Annotated in this window: 19 protein-coding genes; 10 read left to right on the forward strand and 9 right to left on the reverse strand. The window is 49.7% G+C overall.

The features are described from left to right. Positions 1–114 precede the first annotated feature (114 nt). The 3 genes from argJ to ACO6UX_RS24445 all read left to right on the forward strand — a co-directional run bounded on the left by argJ (position 115) and on the right by ACO6UX_RS24445 (position 4025). Complete coding sequence (gene argJ, locus ACO6UX_RS24435) at positions 115–1332, forward strand: bifunctional glutamate N-acetyltransferase/amino-acid acetyltransferase ArgJ (RefSeq protein ID WP_422450961.1); 1218 nt, start codon at positions 115–117, stop codon at positions 1330–1332. 59 nt (positions 1333–1391) lie between these two features. After that, positions 1392–2357 carry a Nudix family hydrolase gene (locus ACO6UX_RS24440; RefSeq protein ID WP_422450963.1) on the forward strand — a complete coding sequence of 322 codons (966 nt, stop codon included), beginning with the start codon at positions 1392–1394 and terminating at the stop codon, positions 2355–2357. 204 nt (positions 2358–2561) lie between these two features. Then, a complete protein-coding gene (locus ACO6UX_RS24445) occupies positions 2562–4025 on the forward strand; it encodes a hypothetical protein (protein WP_422450965.1) in 1464 nt (487 codons plus the stop codon). A 144-nt stretch (positions 4026–4169) separates the two neighbouring features. On the opposite strand, the gene yacG is transcribed toward ACO6UX_RS24445, so the two are convergent. Both yacG and ACO6UX_RS24455 read right to left on the reverse strand, forming a co-directional pair. Then, positions 4170–4370, reverse strand: coding sequence for a DNA gyrase inhibitor YacG (yacG, locus tag ACO6UX_RS24450; protein WP_422450966.1), 201 nt, complete (start codon positions 4368–4370; stop codon positions 4170–4172). 36 nt (positions 4371–4406) lie between these two features. Then, positions 4407–5339, reverse strand: coding sequence for an outer membrane protein assembly factor BamD (locus ACO6UX_RS24455; protein WP_422450967.1), 933 nt, complete (start codon positions 5337–5339; stop codon positions 4407–4409). Positions 5340–5588: 249 nt separating this feature from the next. Between ACO6UX_RS24455 and rluD the strand changes: the two genes are divergently transcribed. Together rluD and pgeF are read left to right on the forward strand one after the other, a co-directional pair. Beyond that, on the forward strand, positions 5589–6560 hold the full coding sequence (gene rluD, locus ACO6UX_RS24460; RefSeq protein ID WP_422450968.1) for a 23S rRNA pseudouridine(1911/1915/1917) synthase RluD: 972 nt from the start codon (positions 5589–5591) through the stop codon (positions 6558–6560). 17 nt (positions 6561–6577) lie between these two features. After that, positions 6578–7330, forward strand: a complete 753-nt coding sequence (gene pgeF / locus ACO6UX_RS24465; RefSeq protein ID WP_422450969.1) for a peptidoglycan editing factor PgeF — start codon at positions 6578–6580, stop codon at positions 7328–7330. A 147-nt stretch (positions 7331–7477) separates the two neighbouring features. Here pgeF and ACO6UX_RS24470 read toward each other — a convergent pair whose 3' ends face one another. After that, on the reverse strand, positions 7478–7852 hold the full coding sequence (locus tag ACO6UX_RS24470; RefSeq protein WP_422450970.1) for a hypothetical protein: 375 nt from the start codon (positions 7850–7852) through the stop codon (positions 7478–7480). 224 nt (positions 7853–8076) lie between these two features. Here ACO6UX_RS24470 and clpB point away from each other — a divergent pair, with 224 nt between their 5' ends. The 4 genes from clpB to ACO6UX_RS24490 all read left to right on the forward strand — a co-directional run bounded on the left by clpB (position 8077) and on the right by ACO6UX_RS24490 (position 13960). Continuing rightward, on the forward strand, positions 8077–10659 hold the full coding sequence (clpB, locus tag ACO6UX_RS24475) for an ATP-dependent chaperone ClpB (RefSeq protein ID WP_422450971.1): 2583 nt from the start codon (positions 8077–8079) through the stop codon (positions 10657–10659). A 137-nt stretch (positions 10660–10796) separates the two neighbouring features. Further along, the gene (locus ACO6UX_RS24480) at positions 10797–11600 is read left to right on the forward strand and encodes a Cof-type HAD-IIB family hydrolase (RefSeq protein WP_422450973.1); all 804 of its coding nucleotides are present in this window, start codon (positions 10797–10799) and stop codon (positions 11598–11600) included. 621 nt (positions 11601–12221) lie between these two features. After that, on the forward strand, positions 12222–12905 hold the full coding sequence (locus ACO6UX_RS24485) for a hypothetical protein (protein WP_422450974.1): 684 nt from the start codon (positions 12222–12224) through the stop codon (positions 12903–12905). Positions 12906–12997: 92 nt separating this feature from the next. Further along, complete coding sequence (locus ACO6UX_RS24490) at positions 12998–13960, forward strand: hypothetical protein (protein ID WP_422450976.1); 963 nt, start codon at positions 12998–13000, stop codon at positions 13958–13960. Positions 13961–14225: 265 nt separating this feature from the next. Here the strand turns inward: ACO6UX_RS24490 and ACO6UX_RS24495 are convergent, their stop codons facing one another. The 4 genes from ACO6UX_RS24495 to ACO6UX_RS24510 all read right to left on the reverse strand — a co-directional run bounded on the left by ACO6UX_RS24495 (position 14226) and on the right by ACO6UX_RS24510 (position 17695). Then, positions 14226–14834: a glutathione S-transferase family protein gene (locus tag ACO6UX_RS24495; protein WP_422450977.1), complete on the reverse strand. Its 609-nt coding sequence runs from the start codon at positions 14832–14834 to the stop codon at positions 14226–14228. A 12-nt stretch (positions 14835–14846) separates the two neighbouring features. Continuing rightward, positions 14847–15899: an NADP-dependent oxidoreductase gene (locus ACO6UX_RS24500; protein WP_422450979.1), complete on the reverse strand. Its 1053-nt coding sequence runs from the start codon at positions 15897–15899 to the stop codon at positions 14847–14849. Positions 15900–16139: 240 nt separating this feature from the next. After that, the gene (locus ACO6UX_RS24505; RefSeq protein ID WP_422450980.1) at positions 16140–16814 is read right to left on the reverse strand and encodes a type 1 glutamine amidotransferase domain-containing protein; all 675 of its coding nucleotides are present in this window, start codon (positions 16812–16814) and stop codon (positions 16140–16142) included. A 116-nt stretch (positions 16815–16930) separates the two neighbouring features. Next, complete coding sequence (locus tag ACO6UX_RS24510) at positions 16931–17695, reverse strand: hypothetical protein (RefSeq protein WP_422450982.1); 765 nt, start codon at positions 17693–17695, stop codon at positions 16931–16933. A 252-nt stretch (positions 17696–17947) separates the two neighbouring features. Between ACO6UX_RS24510 and ACO6UX_RS24515 the strand changes: the two genes are divergently transcribed. Further along, the gene (locus tag ACO6UX_RS24515) at positions 17948–18484 is read left to right on the forward strand and encodes a methylated-DNA--[protein]-cysteine S-methyltransferase (protein ID WP_422450984.1); all 537 of its coding nucleotides are present in this window, start codon (positions 17948–17950) and stop codon (positions 18482–18484) included. Between the two features lie 60 nt (positions 18485–18544). Here ACO6UX_RS24515 and rnt read toward each other — a convergent pair whose 3' ends face one another. Next, on the reverse strand, positions 18545–19144 hold the full coding sequence (gene rnt / locus ACO6UX_RS24520; protein ID WP_209278595.1) for a ribonuclease T: 600 nt from the start codon (positions 19142–19144) through the stop codon (positions 18545–18547). Positions 19145–19277: 133 nt separating this feature from the next. Continuing rightward, a complete protein-coding gene (pyrC, locus tag ACO6UX_RS24525) occupies positions 19278–20315 on the reverse strand; it encodes a dihydroorotase (RefSeq protein WP_422450986.1) in 1038 nt (345 codons plus the stop codon). Positions 20316–20362: the final 47 nt, after the last annotated feature.

Consider the following 20362-nt stretch of genomic DNA (forward strand, 5'->3'; position numbering starts at 1 on the left):
CTGCGGGTCAGCTTTAACAGGCTGACCCGTTTTTGTTTGTGCATCAGCATCTGCTCAAGGCGTAACAACAAAATCAGTCAAGAATAAGCAACGATATCACCAATGGAGTCAATCATGGCAACGGGTTCTGGGGAATGGGCGGCAGTGAAACCGGTCAGGGGCTTTCGCCTGGGAACGGCTATGGCGGGTATCAGAAAACCCGGCCGCCGGGATCTTGTGGTTATGAACTGGGATAAGGGCAGCTCCGTGGCCGGGGTTTTTACCCTTAACCGTTTCTGTGCGGCCCCGGTTCATTTAAGCCGGGAACGCTTAACCGGTGATCCCCGTTACTTTCTGATTAACACCGGCAATGCCAATGCAGGCACCGGTGAACAGGGAATGGTGGCAGCCAGGCAGACGTCATCCGAGCTGGCGACGTTGTCCGGCGTTAATGAGTGTCAGGTCCTGCCGTTTTCAACCGGCGTGATTGGTGAGCAGCTTCCGGTCAATACGCTCTGTGCAGCACTACCAGCGGCGCTGTCTGATTTGCAAGAAGATAACTGGTTACATGCCGCTGAAGGCATCATGACCACCGATACGCGACCTAAAGGCAGCAGTCGTCAATTTGAACATGAGGGAACCACCTATACGGTCTCCGGAATCAGTAAGGGGGCCGGAATGATCAAGCCCAATATGGGCACCATGCTGGCTTATATCGCAACGGATGCGGCGGTTGAACAAACGTTTTTGCAAAACCTGCTGTTGGACATTACCAACCAATCCTTTAACCGGATCACCATCGATGGTGATACATCGACCAATGACAGCTTTATGGTGGTTGCCACAGGGGCGGCTGGTAATGATGCAATCACTGCCGGAGATTCCGGGTTGGCCGGGAAGTTAGCGGCGAGCCTTCGCGAGGTGGCCGTTGAGCTTGCCCAGGCGATTGTCAGGGATGGCGAGGGAGCCACCAAATTTGTCACTGTAAAAGTGGCAGAGGCGGCCTCCCATCAGGACGCCCTGGAAGTGGCTTATACCGTCGCCCATTCGCCACTGGTTAAAACCGCCCTGTTTGCCAGTGACCCAAACTGGGGGCGAATTCTGGCAGCGGTTGGCCGGGCTGACATTCCTACGCTTGAGATTGACCGTGTATCCATCTGGCTGGGGGATACCGCCATTGTTGACTGCGGCCAGCCCGCAGTGGGTTATACCGAAGAGGCCGGCCAGAAAGTAATGGATCAGGAGGACATCCTGATCAGGATTTCCCTGGGCGCAGGCCATTGCACCGAAGAGATCTGGACGACCGATTTATCCCATGAGTATGTAAAGATCAATGCCGAGTATCGCACCTGAATCCATTGCCTCAATGATTATTGACAAGCTGGTAACGAAAAGGCTACTAACGAAAAGCTATGGTCGAAAAAAGCAAGGTTGACAATAGAAGCGTGGTTCGTGTGGCAGTTGCTGTGATTCTTGGGGACGATGGCCGGGTTTTACTGGCCAAACGTCCTGAAGATAAACACATGGGCGGATTATGGGAGTTTCCCGGCGGTAAAGTCGAGCCCGGGGAAGATATCAGGGTCGCCCTGAGCCGGGAACTTCGCGAAGAGCTGGATATCGGCGTTGCCACTTTTTCACCACTCATCAAAATTCGCCATGACTACCCTGATAAGTCCGTATTACTGGATACTTGGGTGGTCAGTGGTATTCAGGGCGAGCCGAAAGGCAATGAAGGTCAGTTGATTCAGTGGGTTGAGAAGGATTGTCTTAATGACTATGAGTTTCCTGAAGCCAATAAGGTGATTCTCCGGGCGCTGCAACTTCCTGACCATTATATGATTACCGGGCATTTTGCGGAAAAAGAAGCACTCTTTAACAGCGTTTTGGCAGCGCTGGATAACGGTATTCGCCTGATTCAATTTCGGGCTCATTGGCTTGAGGCGGGTGACTATCTCCGGCTGGCGCGGGAACTGTCAAGTTTCGTTCAGGCCGCTGGTGGGACGCTGATCATCAAAGGGGATCTCTCCCTTTTGTCAGAGTCATGGTGCCATGGACTGCATTTGACCTCCCGTCAGCTGGGTTTGCCGGTTAAACCTGAAAAGCGCCATAGCGGCCAGCTTCTGGTCGCCTCATGTCACGATAAGGCGCAGATCAAAGCGGCTGAGGCAATGGCGGTGGACTTTATTACCCTGTCACCGGTCAAGGCAACCGCTTCCCATCCTGAGGCCAGCCCTCTTGGGTTGGAGCGGGCTAAAATGCTGACTGGCATGGCAAAAGTCCCTGTGTTCTGGCTTGGGGGGATGAATCCAGAAGATGCGCATCTTGCCCGGCAGCTGGGTGCCCGGGGAATTGCCGCCATTCAGGCTTTTTGGGGCTGATTTTCTCTGGCTTCGGAACGCCTGATCAGAGCTATAGGGCCTATCAATTATTGGTCAGTTTTGCTTTTATTATGATTTTTAAATAACTAGAAATTATTTAATTCCTAAAAATTATAACTGACTATTGAACCAACTCATAATTTTCCTCTCTAAAACATCAGTATCACTTTAAAAAATCACAAACAACCAATAGAGGAAGTTATTATGCCTAGCTCAATCGGTGCACCTGCACCTCAAGTAACCGTTGTGGAACCCCGCAAAAGAGATTGGACCATCGTGAGATGGTGCCACAAAGTTGCCGATAGTGTTTCCAGAAAATTTGACGAAGGAAGCACATTCGGTAAATGGCTTGGACGTGCAGTTGCAGCAGTCTTTGTGCCTTTTGGAATCTTGCCTTCCCTGGTTGGTGATGCCATCCACGGTATTAGAGGTAAAGACCTTTCTGACAGGCGTGTTGAAACCACACAGGCAGTTGAAAAGAAAATTCCAACCATGGAAGAATTTGCGGCCCTGAAAGCGGATAAAGAAGCACTGATAGCGGATAAAGAAGCACTGCTTAAGAGGGTTTCTGCTGCAGAAGCGGATGCCAGGCAAGCAAAGCTTGAAAAAGAGGACCTTAATATTTGTGCTGAAAGTCAAGCTGACGCTCTGGTTCGTATTGCTCATGAAGAAAAGCAAGAGCTTTTAAAGAAGGCACAGGATAAATTCAATAAAGAGCGCGAATCTAAAGTTCGTTGTATCCGCAGGCAGCATAAGGAGCTTCAATTCAACGGCGTAAGATTAAAACGGCAGGAAAGAATACTGAAAGAACTGCAGACGGATCGGGAAAACTACAAGGCTGTTGCTATTCATCATAAGAATAAAACTGAAAGTTTAAGGAGTATCGCAGGTATTAATTTTCTACATGCTTTCAGAGAAACAAATAGGTCTATTTCTACGGAGAAAGAGTTGGTAAGGGAACAGAAAATAACCCGTTTTATGGCAGAAGAGTTGACGAAGGAACGGCAAAAAACCTGGCAAGAGAAATATCTGAATGACCTTTTTAAAGATTTCAAAGTTATGCATGATTCGAAAGATTCGAAAGATTCGAAAGATGTGCTGGCTGAGGAAAATTTGGTAAGTCGTGAAGAGTTGCAAAATTTAGATATTAACTCTGTTGTAAAGGTTGAAATGAATGAGGATGGGAAGGATCCAATCTTTAACCTTACCGTTTTAGCGCCGGGGGCTGTTAAGAGGGTTGTTAGTATCAATTTAAGCCAGTTGAACATTTTGTTGGATCGCATGGATCAATTTTATAATGAAAGGGTGGATTTTGAAGAAGGTGTTCATGTTGCCTTTAAGGCTCTGGAGGAGTGTGCCAGGGAATCAGAGTCAAAAATTAATGGTCTTGGGCAGATCAACGAAGAGGATTTTGACTCGCATTCCGTCGATGATAATGCAGGTAAAGCTGAAGGCATTGAAGGCATTGAAGGCGGTGAAGGCGGTGAAGGTGAGCAGCCTTTGTCGTTTGATAATTCTGCCCTGTATTTTCAACCGGAAGAACCTGCTGTGATCCTCTTGTCTCCGCTGGGTCAAAATGCCACTGGAAACCAACCTGGTGCAGAGGTTTCTGTTGATAAGCAAGATTCGGAATCTGTGAAGACTAATAATGGTGAAGAGGGGGTATAAATCTTCGAGACTCACCTGATCTCAAGCCATCGTTTGCCCATGGCAGCAAAGCTTGAAAATTAGTGCCATAAACCGGGGATATCCCCGGTTTTTTTATTGGCTTGCATATCGTCCTGAGCGTCAACAGGCCCTGAACATGACTACTTAATGCCGGGTGGGCACCTCATCAAGCTCCTGGGACATCAGGTCATCAAAGGCCGGATCACCCGGAATGGTATGTTCTTCTTTTGCCCAGGCACCAAAGTCAATCAGCTTGCAGCGTTCTGAGCAAAAGGGACGGTACTTGCTTTCGGGAACCCACTTCACGGCTGTTCCGCACTGTGGGCATTTAACGGTTTTGGTCATGTGCTAGCCAGATAGACTTGGAAAAGGTATATCGCCTCAATTCACCACAGGTGGCTGTGGTGGAGGTGCGTCCTGAATTTTGGGTTTGGAGCGGCCAATCAGGCCGAAGGTTAGCGTGCTCCAGATGGATGGATCAACGTCTTCAAACACCTTGTAACCTACAAAATTGCCATTCTTGTCCAGTGCCGGGTGGTTCGGGTAGTTCAGCCTCAACACCTCCAGGGCCTCACCGGCGGGTTCTGGCAGTTCCAGATGTTGATAGCCTTCGACCATAATGGCCAGGGCTTCGGGAACGGCAGGTGTCTGTTGCATATTCTCGACAACATAGCGCCCACGGTTGACCGCAGCGACATAGGCCTTACGTTTCAGATAATAGTTAGCGGCATGAATTTCATACTCGGCCAGCCGGTTACGGAGGGCAACCATGCGCTGGCGGGCATCCGGCACGTATTTACTCTCGGGGTAACGGCTCAGCAATTCAGAAAACTCGTTAAATGATACCCGGGCCTGGCCAGGGTCACGGCGGGTCAGATCCATTGGCAGGTATCGCTCCAGCAGACCCATGGACGCAGTGTTGGACGCCAGCCCTTTGATGTAATAGGCGTAGTCTGCATCAGGGTGTTGCGGGTGCAGGCGGATAAAACGGTCAGCGGCAGCCCTGGAGGCTTCCGGCTCGGCATTTTTGAAATAGGCGTAAATGATATCCAGTTGTGCCTGTTCAGCAAATGAACCAAAAGGATAGCGGGACTCCAGGGTTCTCAGAGATTTAATGGCTTCGGAATAGCGACCGTCCTCAAGCGCCTTGCTGGACAGTTGGTAAAGCTCAGGCTCAGACAGGGCTTCCGGGAGTTGCTCTTTATTTTCGGTGGATGCACAGCCCGCCAGAAGGATAGTGGCAAACACCATCAAAATGGATCTGGTGAGAAACGGGGGCAGTACCCTGGGCAATTTTGCAGTCAAGATGGTCATGGTGTTGATTGGTTTCCGTACTTGTCCCGTGCTCTTTACACATCATTTTCTGTCGCTTTCGACAACCACTCAGGCTTCAGAGTCTTCTTGTGATAAACTCTTCAAACCGATAAAAAGACTTACTAAAGCTGCATTTAAACATAGTCTGCCGGAAAACGAAAAGACAAGATTTTACGGCGTTCTGGTTACAGGTATGTGCGGTTTGCGTTGTCGGTACTGAAAGTAGATTTATGAACTGAGTGTTGCTGAATGGGCGAAGTTACTAAACATGTCATCAAAGAGAGTGTCACGGTGCCTGATGATCAGGGTGGTCGTCGATTTGATCAGATAGCGGCGGCCTGTTTTCCGGAGTTTTCCAGGGCCCGGCTTCAGGAGTGGATTCGTGAGGGCTTTCTGGTGGTGGATGGCGATGCCCGAAAACCAAAAGAGAAGCTCTATGGCGGGGAACAGTTATCTCTGTCCGTTGAGGTTCAGCCTGAAGGGCAATGGACGGCGGAAAATATCCCGTTGAACGTTGTTTATCAGGATAACCATATCATGGTGATCAATAAGCCAGCAGGTCTGGTGGTGCATCCCGCTGCAGGAAATTATACTGGGACGCTGCTCAACGCCCTGTTGTATCACTATCCGGATAATGCAGCGTTGCCCCGGGCTGGCATTGTGCACCGGCTGGATAAGGATACCACCGGCCTGATGGTGGTTGCCCGTTCCCCGGCAGCGCACACCGACCTTGTTGCACAGCTGCAGGATCGTACGGTTCATCGCGAATATGAGGCGGTTGTGCGAGGGGTAATGACGGGAGGGGGTGTGGTTGATGCACCGATCGGCCGACACCCGCAAAACCGCTTGAAGATGGCCGTTGTGCGCGGTGGCAAACCGTCTGTTACCCATTACCGGGTAGTGAAACGTTATAAGGCGCACACCCATATCCGACTTAACCTGCAAACGGGCAGAACTCATCAGATCCGTGTGCATATGAGTCACCAGCACTTCCCCCTGGTGGGTGATGACCTTTACGGTGGGGGGCTTAAGTTGCCCAAGTCATGCCCGGCTGCGTTGGAAGTCGTTCTGAGAGCATTCAGACGACAGGCCCTTCATGCCCGTCAGCTTGGTCTGATACATCCGGCCACGGGTGAGTATATGGAATGGGAGGTGCCCCTGACCGATGATTTCCAAATGTTATTGGACAGTCTGGCTGCCAATGAGCCGCTCTCAGATTAAGGCAGAGGAGAATGTGAGTGAGCAGTGAGCGCTTCCTCTGGGCCGACTGGCCTGCACCGGAGGGTGTTAAAGCGTTAGTGACTACCCGAAAGGGTGGGCTGAGTGACGCTGGTTTTTCCAGCTTCAACCTCGGGCTCTACTGTGGTGATGATCAGGACACGGTTCGGGCAAACCGGCAGCGACTGGAGCAGGACCTTGATCTGACAACATCCCCGCTGTGGTTAAGACAGGTGCATGGTGTTGCCGTTGCTGATGCCAATGCTGATCAGCAGGAAACGGAAGCAGATGCTTCGGTTTCCTGCCAACCGGGAGCAGCCTGTGCTGTGCTGACGGCAGACTGTTTACCGGTTCTGTTCTGTAACCTGGAAGGAACGGTGGTCGCGGCCGCTCATGCTGGCTGGAAAGGGTTAGTGGGCGGGGTTCTTGAAGCGACGGTGCATTCCATGGCAGTGCCACCCCAAACCGTTATGGCCTGGCTGGGGCCTGCCATCGGTCAGCATAATTTTGAGGTTGGACTGGAAGTCAGGGAGCAGTTCCTGGCGGAAGATGCTGGTTGCTCTGAAGCATTTATTCCCGGCCGTGGTGATCGCTGGTTTGCCGATCTTTATTTGCTGGCGCGCAGGCGGCTGAGCAGGCTTGGCATTAACAAGGTGTACGGCGGTGAGTTCTGTAGTTATGACCAGTCTGATCTTTTCTATTCTTACCGTCGCGATGGAAATGCGTCGGGAAGGATGGCCTCCCTGATCTGGAGAGTGCCATCTCTGGCCTGATACAGACCTCCCCGGAGCCTTTTGCCTTCCCGCTTAAATGTTTCCTGCTTCTGTTTCGGGGAGGGGAAAGGTTCATTCAGGAATGGGGGGGAGTGGTTTGGTATAGGTGCGGTTAGCAGTCCAATGGTGGTCATGGGATTCTGAAGCCTATTGTTTATCGGTGTCGGGTTTGATCAGACAACGGTTGTCTTGTGGGTAACAGTTATCTGCTGGCTCAGATATCGGTTGGAAAGTGCTCATAAGGGGCGTCTCTGGTGCTGGTTCTACTTTGCGAACAGCCAGTTCGATCCATTGGCTTTCTGAGGGTACTTGCGCAATGGATGTTTTTCTTACGAAGTCTCCGGTCAGGTTATCGAAACTTTGTAAATGCCGGGTTGGTGAACTTATTGTTGCTATTTGTCCGTGTTTAAACTGGTTAATGGTGTTTGGTGGTTTTTTTTGGTAGGCATCTGTTGGAGTCGAAACATTTTGAGGGTTTTGCCGGTTGAAATTTAACCGGCTGATCCCAGCTAAACAGTTCATCAGTTCATTCTCATTATGGTGGGTTCAAAAAGAGCAGACTGGCAATAAGCGTGATTGGTTCCTGTTGATTAAATAAAAAGATGTTTTCGCAGTTACGATTTACTGTTCATCCTTGAAATGCCACACACCAGCACTATATAGATACCTAACCATATGAAATCATCTGTTTCTGGCTATTTAAAAGTAAAAACCGGAAGTGAGATCATGAGTAGGAGAAGGTCATTATGAGAATGGATCGGCTGACCAGCAAACTCCAGTCAGCTCTGTCTGATGCCCAGTCTCTGGCTATTGGCAAAGATAACAGTCAGATTGAGCCCGTCCACCTTTTGCTTGCGCTCATCGACCAGAAGGGAGGCTCGGTCAAGCCTCTGCTGATGCAGGTCGGCTTTGATGTGAACACCCTTCGTGGTGAGCTGACCGACATGCTGGAACAGCTGGCCAGGGTGTCATCGCCGACCGGTGATATTCAGACGTCCCAGGCCCTCTATCGAATGCTGAACCTTGCGGACAAAAAAGCACAGCAGGCCAGTGACCAGTTTATTTCCAGTGAAACCATGCTGCTGGTCATGATGGAAGACAGTGGTCCGCTGGGCAAATTACTGAGCAGTCAGGGAGTCAGCCAGAAAGCGCTGGAAAACGCTATTAAAAATATTCGCGGAGGCGCGTCTATTGACGACCCGAATGCGGAAGATTCCCGAAACTCCCTGAGCAAATACACCATTGATCTGACCGAACGTGCAGAAGTGGGTAAGCTGGATCCGGTCATTGGCCGGGATGATGAAATCCGGCGGACGATCCAGGTTCTGCAACGAAGAACCAAAAATAATCCGGTGATTATTGGAGAGCCGGGCGTCGGTAAAACCGCCATTGTTGAAGGACTGGCCCAGCGTATCGTCAATGGTGAAGTGCCTGAAGGTTTGAAAGGAAAAAGGCTGCTATCGCTGGATATGGGCGCATTGATCGCTGGTGCCAAGTTCCGTGGCGAGTTTGAAGAGCGGCTGAAGTCGGTGCTGAATGACCTGGCCAAACAGGAAGGTCAGATCATCCTGTTTATTGATGAAATACATACCATGGTGGGTGCCGGTAAAGCGGATGGAGCCATGGACGCCGGGAACATGTTGAAACCTGCGCTGGCCAGGGGCGAGTTGCATTGTGTCGGTGCCACGACCCTCGATGAGTACAGACAATATATTGAGAAAGACGCAGCCCTGGAAAGGCGTTTCCAGAAGGTGCTGGTGGATGAGCCCACGGAAGAGGATGCCATCGCCATTCTCCGTGGCCTGAAGGAACGCTATGAGGCGCATCACGGGGTTGATATTACTGATCCGGCCATTATTGCTGCGGTCAAACTGTCCCAGCGTTATATCACTGATCGACAACTGCCGGATAAGGCGATTGATCTGATTGATGAGTCCGCCAGCCGTATTCGGATGGAAATGGACTCCAAGCCGGAAGCCATGGATCGACTGGAACGTCGCCTGATTCAACTCAAAATAGAACAGGAAGCCCTGAAGAAAGAAGATGATGAAGCGTCCAGGGAGCGTCTGGCCAGGCTGAATGAGCAGGTTGGTGAACTGGAGCGCGAGTACTCTGACCTGGAAGATGTCTGGAAAGCAGAAAAAGCCCAGTTGCAAGGGGGGCAGAAGCTGCGTGAAGCAAAAGAAAAACTGTTGATTGAGCTGGAAGCCGCCAGACGGGCAGGGGATTTAACCAAAATGTCTGAAATTCAGTATGGCACCCTGCCGGAACTGGATAAACAGCTGGCCCAGGCGGATGCCCTGGAAACCGGCGAACATCAGCTGCTGAGAAACCGGGTAACGGAAGAAGAGATTGCCGAAGTGGTGTCCAAATGGACAGGCATTCCGGTTGCCAAGATGCTGGAAGGCGAGAAAGAGAAGTTGCTGCGTATGGAGGATGCGCTCCATAAACGGGTGGTTGGCCAGGATGAGGCAGTGATTGCGGTTGCTAATGCGGTGCGGCGCTCCCGGGCCGGGTTAGCGGACCCCAACCGCCCTAACGGCTCCTTTATGTTCCTTGGCCCAACCGGTGTTGGTAAGACTGAGCTGTGTAAGGCGCTGGCTGAATTTCTGTTTGATACGGAAGATGCCATCGTCCGTATCGACATGTCAGAGTTTATGGAGAAGCACTCGGTTTCCCGCCTGTTAGGTGCGCCTCCGGGGTATGTAGGTTATGAGGAAGGTGGCTACCTGACCGAAGCCGTACGTCGTAAGCCGTACTCTCTGGTGTTGATGGATGAAGTTGAGAAGGCGCATCCGGATGTTTTTAATATTCTTCTGCAGGTATTGGAAGATGGTCGTCTGACCGATGGTCAGGGGAGAACGGTAGACTTTAAAAATACCGTTATTGTCATGACATCAAACCTGGGGTCTGACCTTATTCAGACCTTCCAGAACAAAGAGACCGGTGAAACCGATTTTGAACAGCTGAAGAGTACCCTGATTGAGGTGGTAGGCACGCACTTCCGGCCAGAGTTTGTTAACCGGATTGATGAGGTAGTGGTATTCCATCCGCTGGGTGCCAGCCAGATCAAATCCATCGCCAGCATACAGTTGGCTAACCTGGATCGCAGGCTGGCGGACAATAATCTACGGCTGGCGCTTTCTGATGAGGCAATGGATCAGCTGGCAGAAGTCGGTTTTGACCCGGTGTATGGTGCCCGGCCATTGAAACGGGCTATTCAACGGAGCATAGAAAACCCGCTGGCTGAAGCTATTCTATCTGGTCGATATAAACCAGGTGATACCATTAACGTGGCAGTGCAGGATGGGGCGCTGGCGTTCTCCTGATTGAGAAAACTACGGATTGAACGATTTTCCACCAGGACTTACGTTAGCGGGTATTTTTTTCAAGGGAAGGGACTGCCTGCTTCCTCAGGATACTCTTCCTCTGTTTTCTGCAATAGGATTTGCATAGAGGTATTTATATGTATCCAGTGGTTGTATCCGATCTTGATGGAACTCTGCTCACCAAACAGCATGAACTTTCTCCCAGAACCCGTGACGTCATTCGGTGCCTGAGTGAGAAAGGTATCAAATTTATTTTTGCCACTGGCCGCCACTTTCAGGATGTTGAAAGAATAAGATCACAGCTTGGCGTGGATATGTATCTGATCACCAGCAATGGTGCCAGAGTGCATAATCCGAAGGGCGAAATGATTGTTCAGCACGATATTAACCCCGAATTTGTGCAGCCATTATTGTCCCTGCGAAAACCCTTTGCAGATAAGGTTCATACCAGCGTTTATCAGGGAGAGCAGTGGCGGGTTGAGGTTGAGCATAAGGACCTACATGGGTTCAGCAAGGCGAGCGGCTTTACCTATCATATGGCTGATTTTGATGCGGTTGAAACCAGTGCCATCCAGAAGATCTTTTTTGTTGCGGAATCCCACGCTGACTTATTGCCACTGTCTGACCGGGCCCGTGAACTTTACGGTGATCAGTTTTATATGACCTACTCTCTGCCGGAGTGTTTTGAAATTATGGCACCGGGCGTTTGCAAGGGGACAGCACTGGAAGAGGTGCTGAAGCTGAAAGGTTATGGTCTGCAGGATGCCATCGCTTTTGGTGATGGTATGAATGACTTTGAGATGCTGTCCAGCGTCGGCAAAGGTGTGGTGATGGGTAATGCTGACCCATCGCTGGTGAACAGTCTGCCGGGACTTGAGCGTATTGGTCATTGTGATGACCACTCGGTGGCTGAGTACCTGGCGAAGCTCTACGGCCTTTAACTATTTCCTGTTGGTGGTCCTGGCGCATGGCTGCTTTGGCATAGCCAGCAACGGTGACCACCGTCTTCCTCGTCAGCCGTGCGCTGGCTTGTCAACAGCTTTACATCATCGTTGTTCATATCTATTGCATTTCTTTATGCTGGGTTGACATAAACCCTGGGCAGTTCATGTTATAGCGGAACTTTTACAAGAAAGAACAGTCCTAGCTTGTGATTCAATTATTCAATTATTCAATTATTCAATTATTCAATGACTGACCCATATTTTAACTCTCACTCCTTATATTTGGAGTTTCACAAAGCCTATGAGTCTGTTATGTCGAGCAATGGATTGGTTGTGCATGGCTGGCCGCAACATAGAGGTTTAGCATTTGGGCGGCCGGTTGAACAAACTGCACCCGTCAAGTATTTAAACCCCTTGATTCCATGTGGTGCAAGCTTCAATAGCCCATTCAGTGATGTTCATTTTAAAAACATGCCAGTCAATGTTGTTGCTTCTCATGAATCTGAACAAAGTGAACTGCCAGGCTCATCATATACACCCGGTGCATACCAACAAATCGGCCAAAATACTAAAGCGCTTACCGGTCAATCAGAAATAAGAATTGATCGGGTTTGGAGTATGGCCGGTGATGCGAATGCTCACTTATACGCCATTAATGCTAATCATCCCCCACCCACCGCAACATTGACAGGCACTGTAGGAAATAATGTTTCAGGTTCAGGGGAATTCACCTCGCAAAGCTTATCAGTTGCTGATGTTCAGCACACTCCCGATGAACCTCTGGCCACTATCCCTGATAAGACTTACCAGAAGGGTTGCACAAGGTCAGAGAAAATGAAGGCTTACCAGAAGACTTACCGTCAGTCTGAGAAGGGGAAGGCTTACTACAGGGCTTTCTTCAAGGCTTACCGTCAGTCAGAGAAGGGGAAGGCCTACTACAAGGCTTACCGCAGGTCAGAGAAATATAAGGCTTATCGTAAGGCTTACCAGAGGTCTTACCGCACGACTAACCAGAAGGCCAACGAACAGTCCAGTGAACCGGCGAAGGCTGCCCAGAGAATTCATGAGGAGTCTGTTAAGCTAAAGGCTTTCAAGAAGGATTGCCGGAAGGCTTATGTAAGGAATTACCAAAAGGCTTACCGAAAGGCTTACTATCCGGTATTGAAGAATACCGGCGATATAGAAAAAGCCAGAATCGCTGGCAGGCAAGCTACTGCCTTTGTAAAAGAAGCGAATAGAGCAAGAAAGATGAGTCTGAAGCAAACTCCATTGCCCTCCCCACCTGCCCGGTTTTCAAGCTGACTGAATCAAAGGGGAACTTTTTAAGTAAAGAACAGTCATAATCTCAGATTCAATTATTCAATTATTCAATTATTCAATTATTCAATTATTCAATGACTGATCCATATTTTAACTCACACTTTCTGCGTTTGGAGTTTCACAAAGCGTACGAGCCTGTTATATCGAACAATGGATTGGTTTTTTATGGCTGGCCGCAGCACAGAGGTTTAGCATTTGGACTGCAGGTTGAACAAACTGTACCAGTCAGATATTTAGGTATTTTGGTGCCATGTGGTGCAAGCTTCAATAACCCGGTCAGGGATGTTCATTTTAAAAAAGTGCCAGACAGGGCTATTTATCTTCAAGAATCTGAACAGGGTGAACCGATAGACTTATCACACAGACTTGGAGCATACCGGCAAGCCGACCAAAATACTAAAATCCTTACCGCTCCATCTGAAGGAAGAATTGATCGGGTTTGGAGTATGAGAGATGAAGCGAATGCTCACTTATATTCTATCAATGCTAATCACACCCCACCTGCTTCAACACTGAAAGGCACTGCAGTAAATGAGTCGGATGTTAAAGCTTCTACTTCCGGCTCTGGTGAGTCTGTGACGATATCTCATGATAAGACGTACCAGAAGGCTGATGCCCAGTCCAAAAAACGGAAAGCTTGCCGTGAGCCAGATAAAGAACGGGTGTGTCGGCAAACTCGCAAACGGTCCGAAAAACGGAAGGCTTCCCAGAAGGCTTATGTACATTCCGAAAAAGGGAAGGCTACCCGAAAGGCTTACGAACGGTCCGAAAAGCGTAGGGCTGCCCAGAAGATTAATAATAAGATTTACAATCAGTCCGAAAAAGGGAAGGCTGTCCGACGGGCTTATGCGAAATCCGAGAAACGCAGGGCTTACCAGAGGGCATACCAGAGGGTTTACCAGAAGAGTTACTATCACGTTTTCAAAAAAACCGGTGATAGAGAGCAAGCAAGAATTGCTGCCAGGCAAGCGACTGCCTTTCAAAAAGAATTGGATAAAACAAAAAATAATGAGCTTTCATCGGTCTCTGTTTCTTAGCTTGTCGAAGTACGGTGGCACTATCCTTCGACAGCTCAGGATGAACGGGTATTAACGCCTGGGAGGCTGACCGAGAATAGCGCCCGTCTAGGCGACCCCGTAGCGAGGATGGCAGAAAATTGAGGATAAAAAGTCGGAAATTTTTAGTGAATAGTGGTTCTATTTGCTAAAAATTTCCGACTTTTTAGACCAATTTGCTGCCACCGCAGTAGGGCAGTCTATTCTCGGTCAGCCTCCTGGTTTTCAAACTGACTCAGTATCATAGCTATCCAAAGCTTCTGGCTTTTTGATAAGCACTTCGCTGGTGCATGCGCTCAAGGTAAGCGAGAGTATTAGTGCGTCCTTCCAGCACGCCTTGAGATTGGGCAATTTCAAGCATAAAGGTCATCATAATATCCGCTGCGCTAAAGGTATCGCCCGCGAAATAGGGTGAATTCGCCAGGGTGGATTCGATATACGAAAAATCCAGGGCAAGTTCTTTAGCAAGGTAGCCGTCCAGCGGTTGGGTACCGTCTCTTTGCTCCATCTGCAGTAGCAGATTGGCAATCAGAGGCAGGCTCAGAGAACCTTCGGCAAAATGCAGCCACTCCAGGTAGCGGTAATAGCCGGGCGTGCCAGCGTCCGGGCGCAGTCTCTTTTCGGTGTCCTGATCGAGAATGTACTCCATTACGGCACCGGACTCACACATCACCACGTCACCGTCCTCAATCACCGGAGCTTTATTGAGGGGGTGAATTTTTCCAAGGCTGGCAGGCGCTAAACGGGTACTCTCATCCCGTTGATAATGCACTAACTGATATGGCATTTGCAGTTCTTCCAAAAGCCAGATCACACGGGTCGAACGGGATGCATTCAAGTGATGTACAGTAATCATGGAAAACCCCTGTTAAGCCAGGTTGTCGGGACCGACACGAACTACAAGCTTGCCAAAGTTCTTGCCTTCAAGAAGACCAATAAAGGCTTCAACCGAGTTTTCCAGGCCGTCCACCAGATGCTCTTTGTAATGGATTTGTCCCTGAGACAGCCACTGTTGCATAGCAGCGAAAAACTCGGGATACCGGTGGCCATAGTCGTCAAATACAATGAAACCCTGCATTTTAACGCGCTTGACTAACAGCGTACCCATCAGTGCGGACATCCGGTCTGGCCCCTCCGGTAAGGCAGTGGCATTGTATTGGGAAATCAGGCCACATAAGGGAACTCGGGCGGAAGGATTAAGCAGCGGCATAACAGCATCAAAGACACGCCCACCGACATTCTCAAAATAAACATCAATACCGTCTGCACAGGCATTGGCCAGCTGTGCTGGTAAATCTTCTGAATAATGATCAAGGCAAGCGTCAAAGCCCAATTTCTTAACTGCGTAGTCACACTTTTCAGCGCCACCAGCAATACCGACCACCTTACATCCTTTTATTTTGGCAATCTGACCGACAAGGCTGCCCACAGCACCTGTGGCAGCTGCCACCACTACGGTTTCACCCGCTTCAGGCTGGCCAATATCCAGTAAGCCCATATAGGCTGTCAGCCCCGGCATACCCAGCACACCCAGGCCATACGAAGGCTTGACCAGCGTACTGTCAATTTTGACCAGGTCAGCGCCATTGGACACGCTGAAATCCTGCCAGCCGCCACCAGCAACCACCCAGTCACCCACGGCAAAATTGGCATTCCTGGAAAGCTCGACGCGACAAACACTGCCCCCAACCATCACCTCATTAATAGCCACCGGATCGGCGTACGACTTGGCATCATTCATCCGTCCACGCATATAAGGGTCGAGAGACAGATAGACCGTTCGCAACAATACTTCGCCCTCAGCCGGCTCAGGTTTGCTACTGCTGACTAACTTAAAGTTTTCAACTGTTGGTGCCCCCGAGGGTCTGGACGCCAGCAGGATTTGTCGATTGGTGTTTTGGGATTGGTTTAAAGTATCCACGGTTTACTCCATTAAAATATGTATTAGATGAATGGGGCAAAAGCTGAAGAAGAGTGCTTTTGCCAGAAGACCTCGATCAAAAATCGCACTGTGAGACAGGTAATGGCCAGGACAGTAAAATCAGTGCTTCAAACGTAAGACACTGGCTGGATAGCCTGCTTGATTAAGCGTAATCCGGCAAGCATTCTGAAGGTTACCGTCCTGAACATCAATGTCTGCAGTTTGCACCTGAGTAGTTAGTTAACGACTTAACAACCGGATCACCGCAACAGCCACTGCATGAGCACTCGCCGGATTCTGCCCGGTGATCACGCGATCATCTTCGATCACCAGCTCCTGCCATGGCTGAACTTTGTTGTAGCGGACGGCATTGCGAGCGAGAGATTCCTCAAGAAGGAATGGGATGTCATTGATGGTGCCGAAATCAATTTCTTCTTCACGGGTAAAGCCAGTGACCGATTTGGTGGTCAGTAACTTCTCACCTGAACTCAGTGTAATCGGTAATAACGCCGCAGGTCCGTGACAAACCGCAGCCAGAATCCCACCTTTTTCATAGTGACTGGCACTTAACCTGGCCACCGTCTCATTTGACGACAAATCAGACAGCAGGCCAAAACCTCCCGGATAGAAGACCGCGTCGTAATCATCAATGTTAATGTCTGAGGCCGGGATTGTGTTGTTGATACGGTTCTGGAATTCTTCATTACCCAGAACACGACTATTGATCTCATCACCATCAATATCGGTTCCATACAGTGGTGCCTGACCACCATGAATGGAGGTGATATCGTAGGTGCAACCATGCTCCATAAATACCTGTAAGGCATGGGTTAACTCGGGCGAGTATGTACCGTTGGCCTGATCAGTAGTACCCAGCGTTGCGTGATTGGTAACAGGAATCAGAATTCTTTTCATGGGGGTCCCTCTCTACCGACATGGATAACTATTCTTATGGCGACGACTATACTCCTGCCCCCGGGGTGATAATAGTGATTTTTTTAAATTCTTTCGCCCCTGACCACCTTCGTCTATCAAGTGGTGATATTTGCTGCAAATCTTTGCAAGAAACGCGAGGATGTTATCTTGCTTTCACAGGATTCAACATCCTGCATTAACTGTTCAATTTCTTTAGGGAATAATGTTATTGCCAATTGTCCCATGAGTCCTTCGATATCATTGAGGCGTTGAAAGGTTTTAGGTGAAAAGTCTTTTGGTTCCATCGTAAGTACTCGTTGTGACGTCCATATCTTTCTTATGTTGGATTCCGGGTTGAGCAGATCCCTTCGCAGTGATTGTGCAAGTGCAGGTTTGGTACATTGTTCAGACCATTTTCCAAACAGATCTATGATCTCTGAACTCTCAATTTCCTGTTGCTGTTTACCCGGGATGGCCGTGGGGATGCTCAATCTGATTTCGTCCAGTAACTGCGGCAGCCGTCTGTTGTCTCCATCAATCATCGCCAGCAAAAGTTCCGAACAGTGTTTATTAAATTCGGTCGCTGATAAAGCATTACTCTTCGCGACATGAACTTTGATGGTTCTGGTTTTTAATGGTTTTTCAAGCCAGAAAATAAGTTTATTGAAAAGAGTCCGGACGCTTTGCCAAATAGCGGTTTTCCTTCCATGAAATAACTTCCCGGCACTGGCTGCCCGGACGTTGTCTTTGTTGGGTAGAAATTTCTGTGGTGAGGGAGAGGTTGGTTTATTGACCGGGTCCATGGCTAATCCTCTTGCTTTATTATTCGGTACCGCTAAATTGATAGTAGTTTGATCTGAGCGTTGCTTTTCCTTCTGCATCGCCCTGTTTGTTTCATCGAAATGGTGTGTTTTGTACCGACATCATTTTTTGTTGTCGTGTATTGTTTAAAGCCAGATGACTCAGTTGCTTTTTATGATAATTTATCAATCTCATAATCTACAGTAGCGGGGCATAGTGCAGCAAATGGTGCAGCAAATGGTGCAGCAAATGGCGCAGCAAATGTTTCTGGCTACTTGAAGGATGCACGATTTTACCCTGGTCCAAAATACACTGAAATTGGTGATGCGCCTATGTACGCTATGCATAAAGAGAATCTGGTCGGTTGTCAGTGGGTGGAGTCACCTGTCGGGCGTCTCAACGTTATGGCCTCTGCTGATGGCGTTGTTTCTGTTAAACGTACCAATAATCATGGCTTGCAGGCTGAAGCCAGCACGGCTGAACATACATCAGTTGCCGTGCAACAGGCTATTAATGGTCATCTGGCTCAGGCCAGAGATGAGTTGGAGTCCTACTTTCGCGGAGAGTTGACCCGCTTCACAGTGGCGCTGGATCTTCGTGGTACCGACTTTCAGCAGCAGGTATGGAGTGCGTTACAGCAGATTGGCTATGGCAAGAGCTGTTCCTACCAGGATATTGCCAGCAGCATCCGTCGGCCCAAAGCGGTCAGGGCCGTGGGAGCCGCCAATGGTGCCAACCCGGTGGCGATCATTGTGCCCTGCCACAGGGTGATCGGAAAAAACGGTAAACTGACCGGTTATGCCTATGGGGTTGAGATGAAGAGGTATCTGCTGGATCTTGAGCAGGGTAATAGAAGGGAAGAGGTATAATCAGGGGATGTGGCTGGCTTTTCATGGTTAAGAAAAAGGCCAGCCAGGTAAGGGGTGCTGTCAGAGCCAGCCGCCCAGGTCTTTCCAGCGGTTCACAATGGTGCAGAACAGCTCAGCGGTTTTTTCCGTATCGTAACGGGCTGAGTGAGCCTCTGATTTATCAAAATCAATATCCGCTTCGACACAGGCTTTGGCCAGCACCGTTTGTCCATAGGCCAGACCGGCCAGCGTAGCGGTATCAAAGCAGGAGAACGGATGGAACGGATTCCGTTTCACATCACAGCGCTCAGCTGCCGCCATGACAAACCCCAGGTCGAACGACGCATTGTGTCCAACCAGTACTGCCCTGTTGCATCCCTGGCTTTTTACCGCCTTACGGACGGAACGGAAAATCTTGTTTATGGCCTCCTCTTCCGCCATGGCAATCCGCAGCGGGTGAAAGGGGTTAATACCAATAAAGTCGATAGCGGCCTGCTCAATATTGGCACCTTCGAATGGCTTGATATGGTACGACTCCGATGGGCCCGGGTGGATAAAACCGTGCTCATCCATTTCAATCACGGTGGCTGCAATTTCCAGCAGTGCATCTGTAGCGGCATTGAAGCCGCCGGTTTCCACATCGATTACCACAGGCAGAAAGCCGCGGAATCTGTTGGCCATGGAGTGGCTGTCATCGGCCCTCAAAGGCTTCTCCTTACTCATTAACTGTCAAAAAATACCGCAGGTTGCCACCAGGTTATTAGGGCAGCAAGAGTGGGATTTTTCCTCGGCTCACGGCTGCTTTAGCCAATGGCTATGATTTGAGCCGCCAGGATACGGTTTCTCCGGCTCTCAGAGGTTTCACCCGGTTATCACCGAAGGCAATGGATTCTGGCATGACCCAGTCCTCTTTCACCAGGGTAATGGTGTCCTGGTTTCTGGGCAGGCCATAGAAATCGGGGCCATTGAAACTGGCAAAGGCTTCCAGTTTATCCAGAGCGCCCATCATTTCAAAGGCCTCGGCATAGAGTTCAATGGCTGCCGGTGCTGTGTAGCAGCCTGCACATCCACAGGGGGACTCTTTGGCTCCAATGGCATGGGGAGCAGAGTCGGTTCCCAGGAAAAAGCGACGATTGCCGCTTACTGCGGCTTCCAGCAGCGCCTGCTGATGCCGGTTTCTCTTGAGAATTGGCAGGCAGTAATAATGGGGTTTGATACCACCAACCAGCATGTGGTTGCGATTATACAACAAATGATGGGCGGTAATGGTAGCCCCCAGGTTTTCTCCCCCTTCACTGACGAATCGGGCAGCATCAGCCGTGGTGATGTGTTCCATGATGATCTTCAGGGTCGGGAAGCGTTCCACCAGTTTAACCAGGTGGCGGTCAATAAAGGTCTTTTCCCGGTCAAAGATATCGATGTCGGCATCGGTAACTTCACCATGCACCAGCAATGGCAGTCCACACTCCGCCATGGTTTCCAAAGCGCCGTAAATGTTCTCGAGGTTTGTCACGCCGGCATCAGAATGGGTGGTTGCGCCGGCAGGATAGAGTTTCAGTGCCACCACATCACCCCGTTGATGGGCATTCAGGATAGTTTCAGGGGACGTTTTATCGGTCAGATACAACGTCATTAATGGTTGAAATGCCGAATCAGCAGATACCTGTTCGAGAATACGCGCCTTGTACTGGCTGGCCAGATCGGCATCCGTTACCGGTGGTACCAGGTTGGGCATAATGATCGCCCGGCCAAAGGTTCTGGCGGTGGCTGCCACCGTTTCCGTCAGAACATTGCCATCACGAAGGTGGAGGTGCCAGTCATCAGGGCGGGTAATGGTCAGTAATTGGCTCATTTTGGAAGGTACCTGTTCCGGTTATATATGATCGAACCGGATGGGCA

Origin of the sequence: Endozoicomonas sp. ALB091 (genome assembly GCF_049310265.1) — a bacterium.
Classification (GTDB): Bacteria; Pseudomonadota; Gammaproteobacteria; order Pseudomonadales; family Endozoicomonadaceae; genus Endozoicomonas.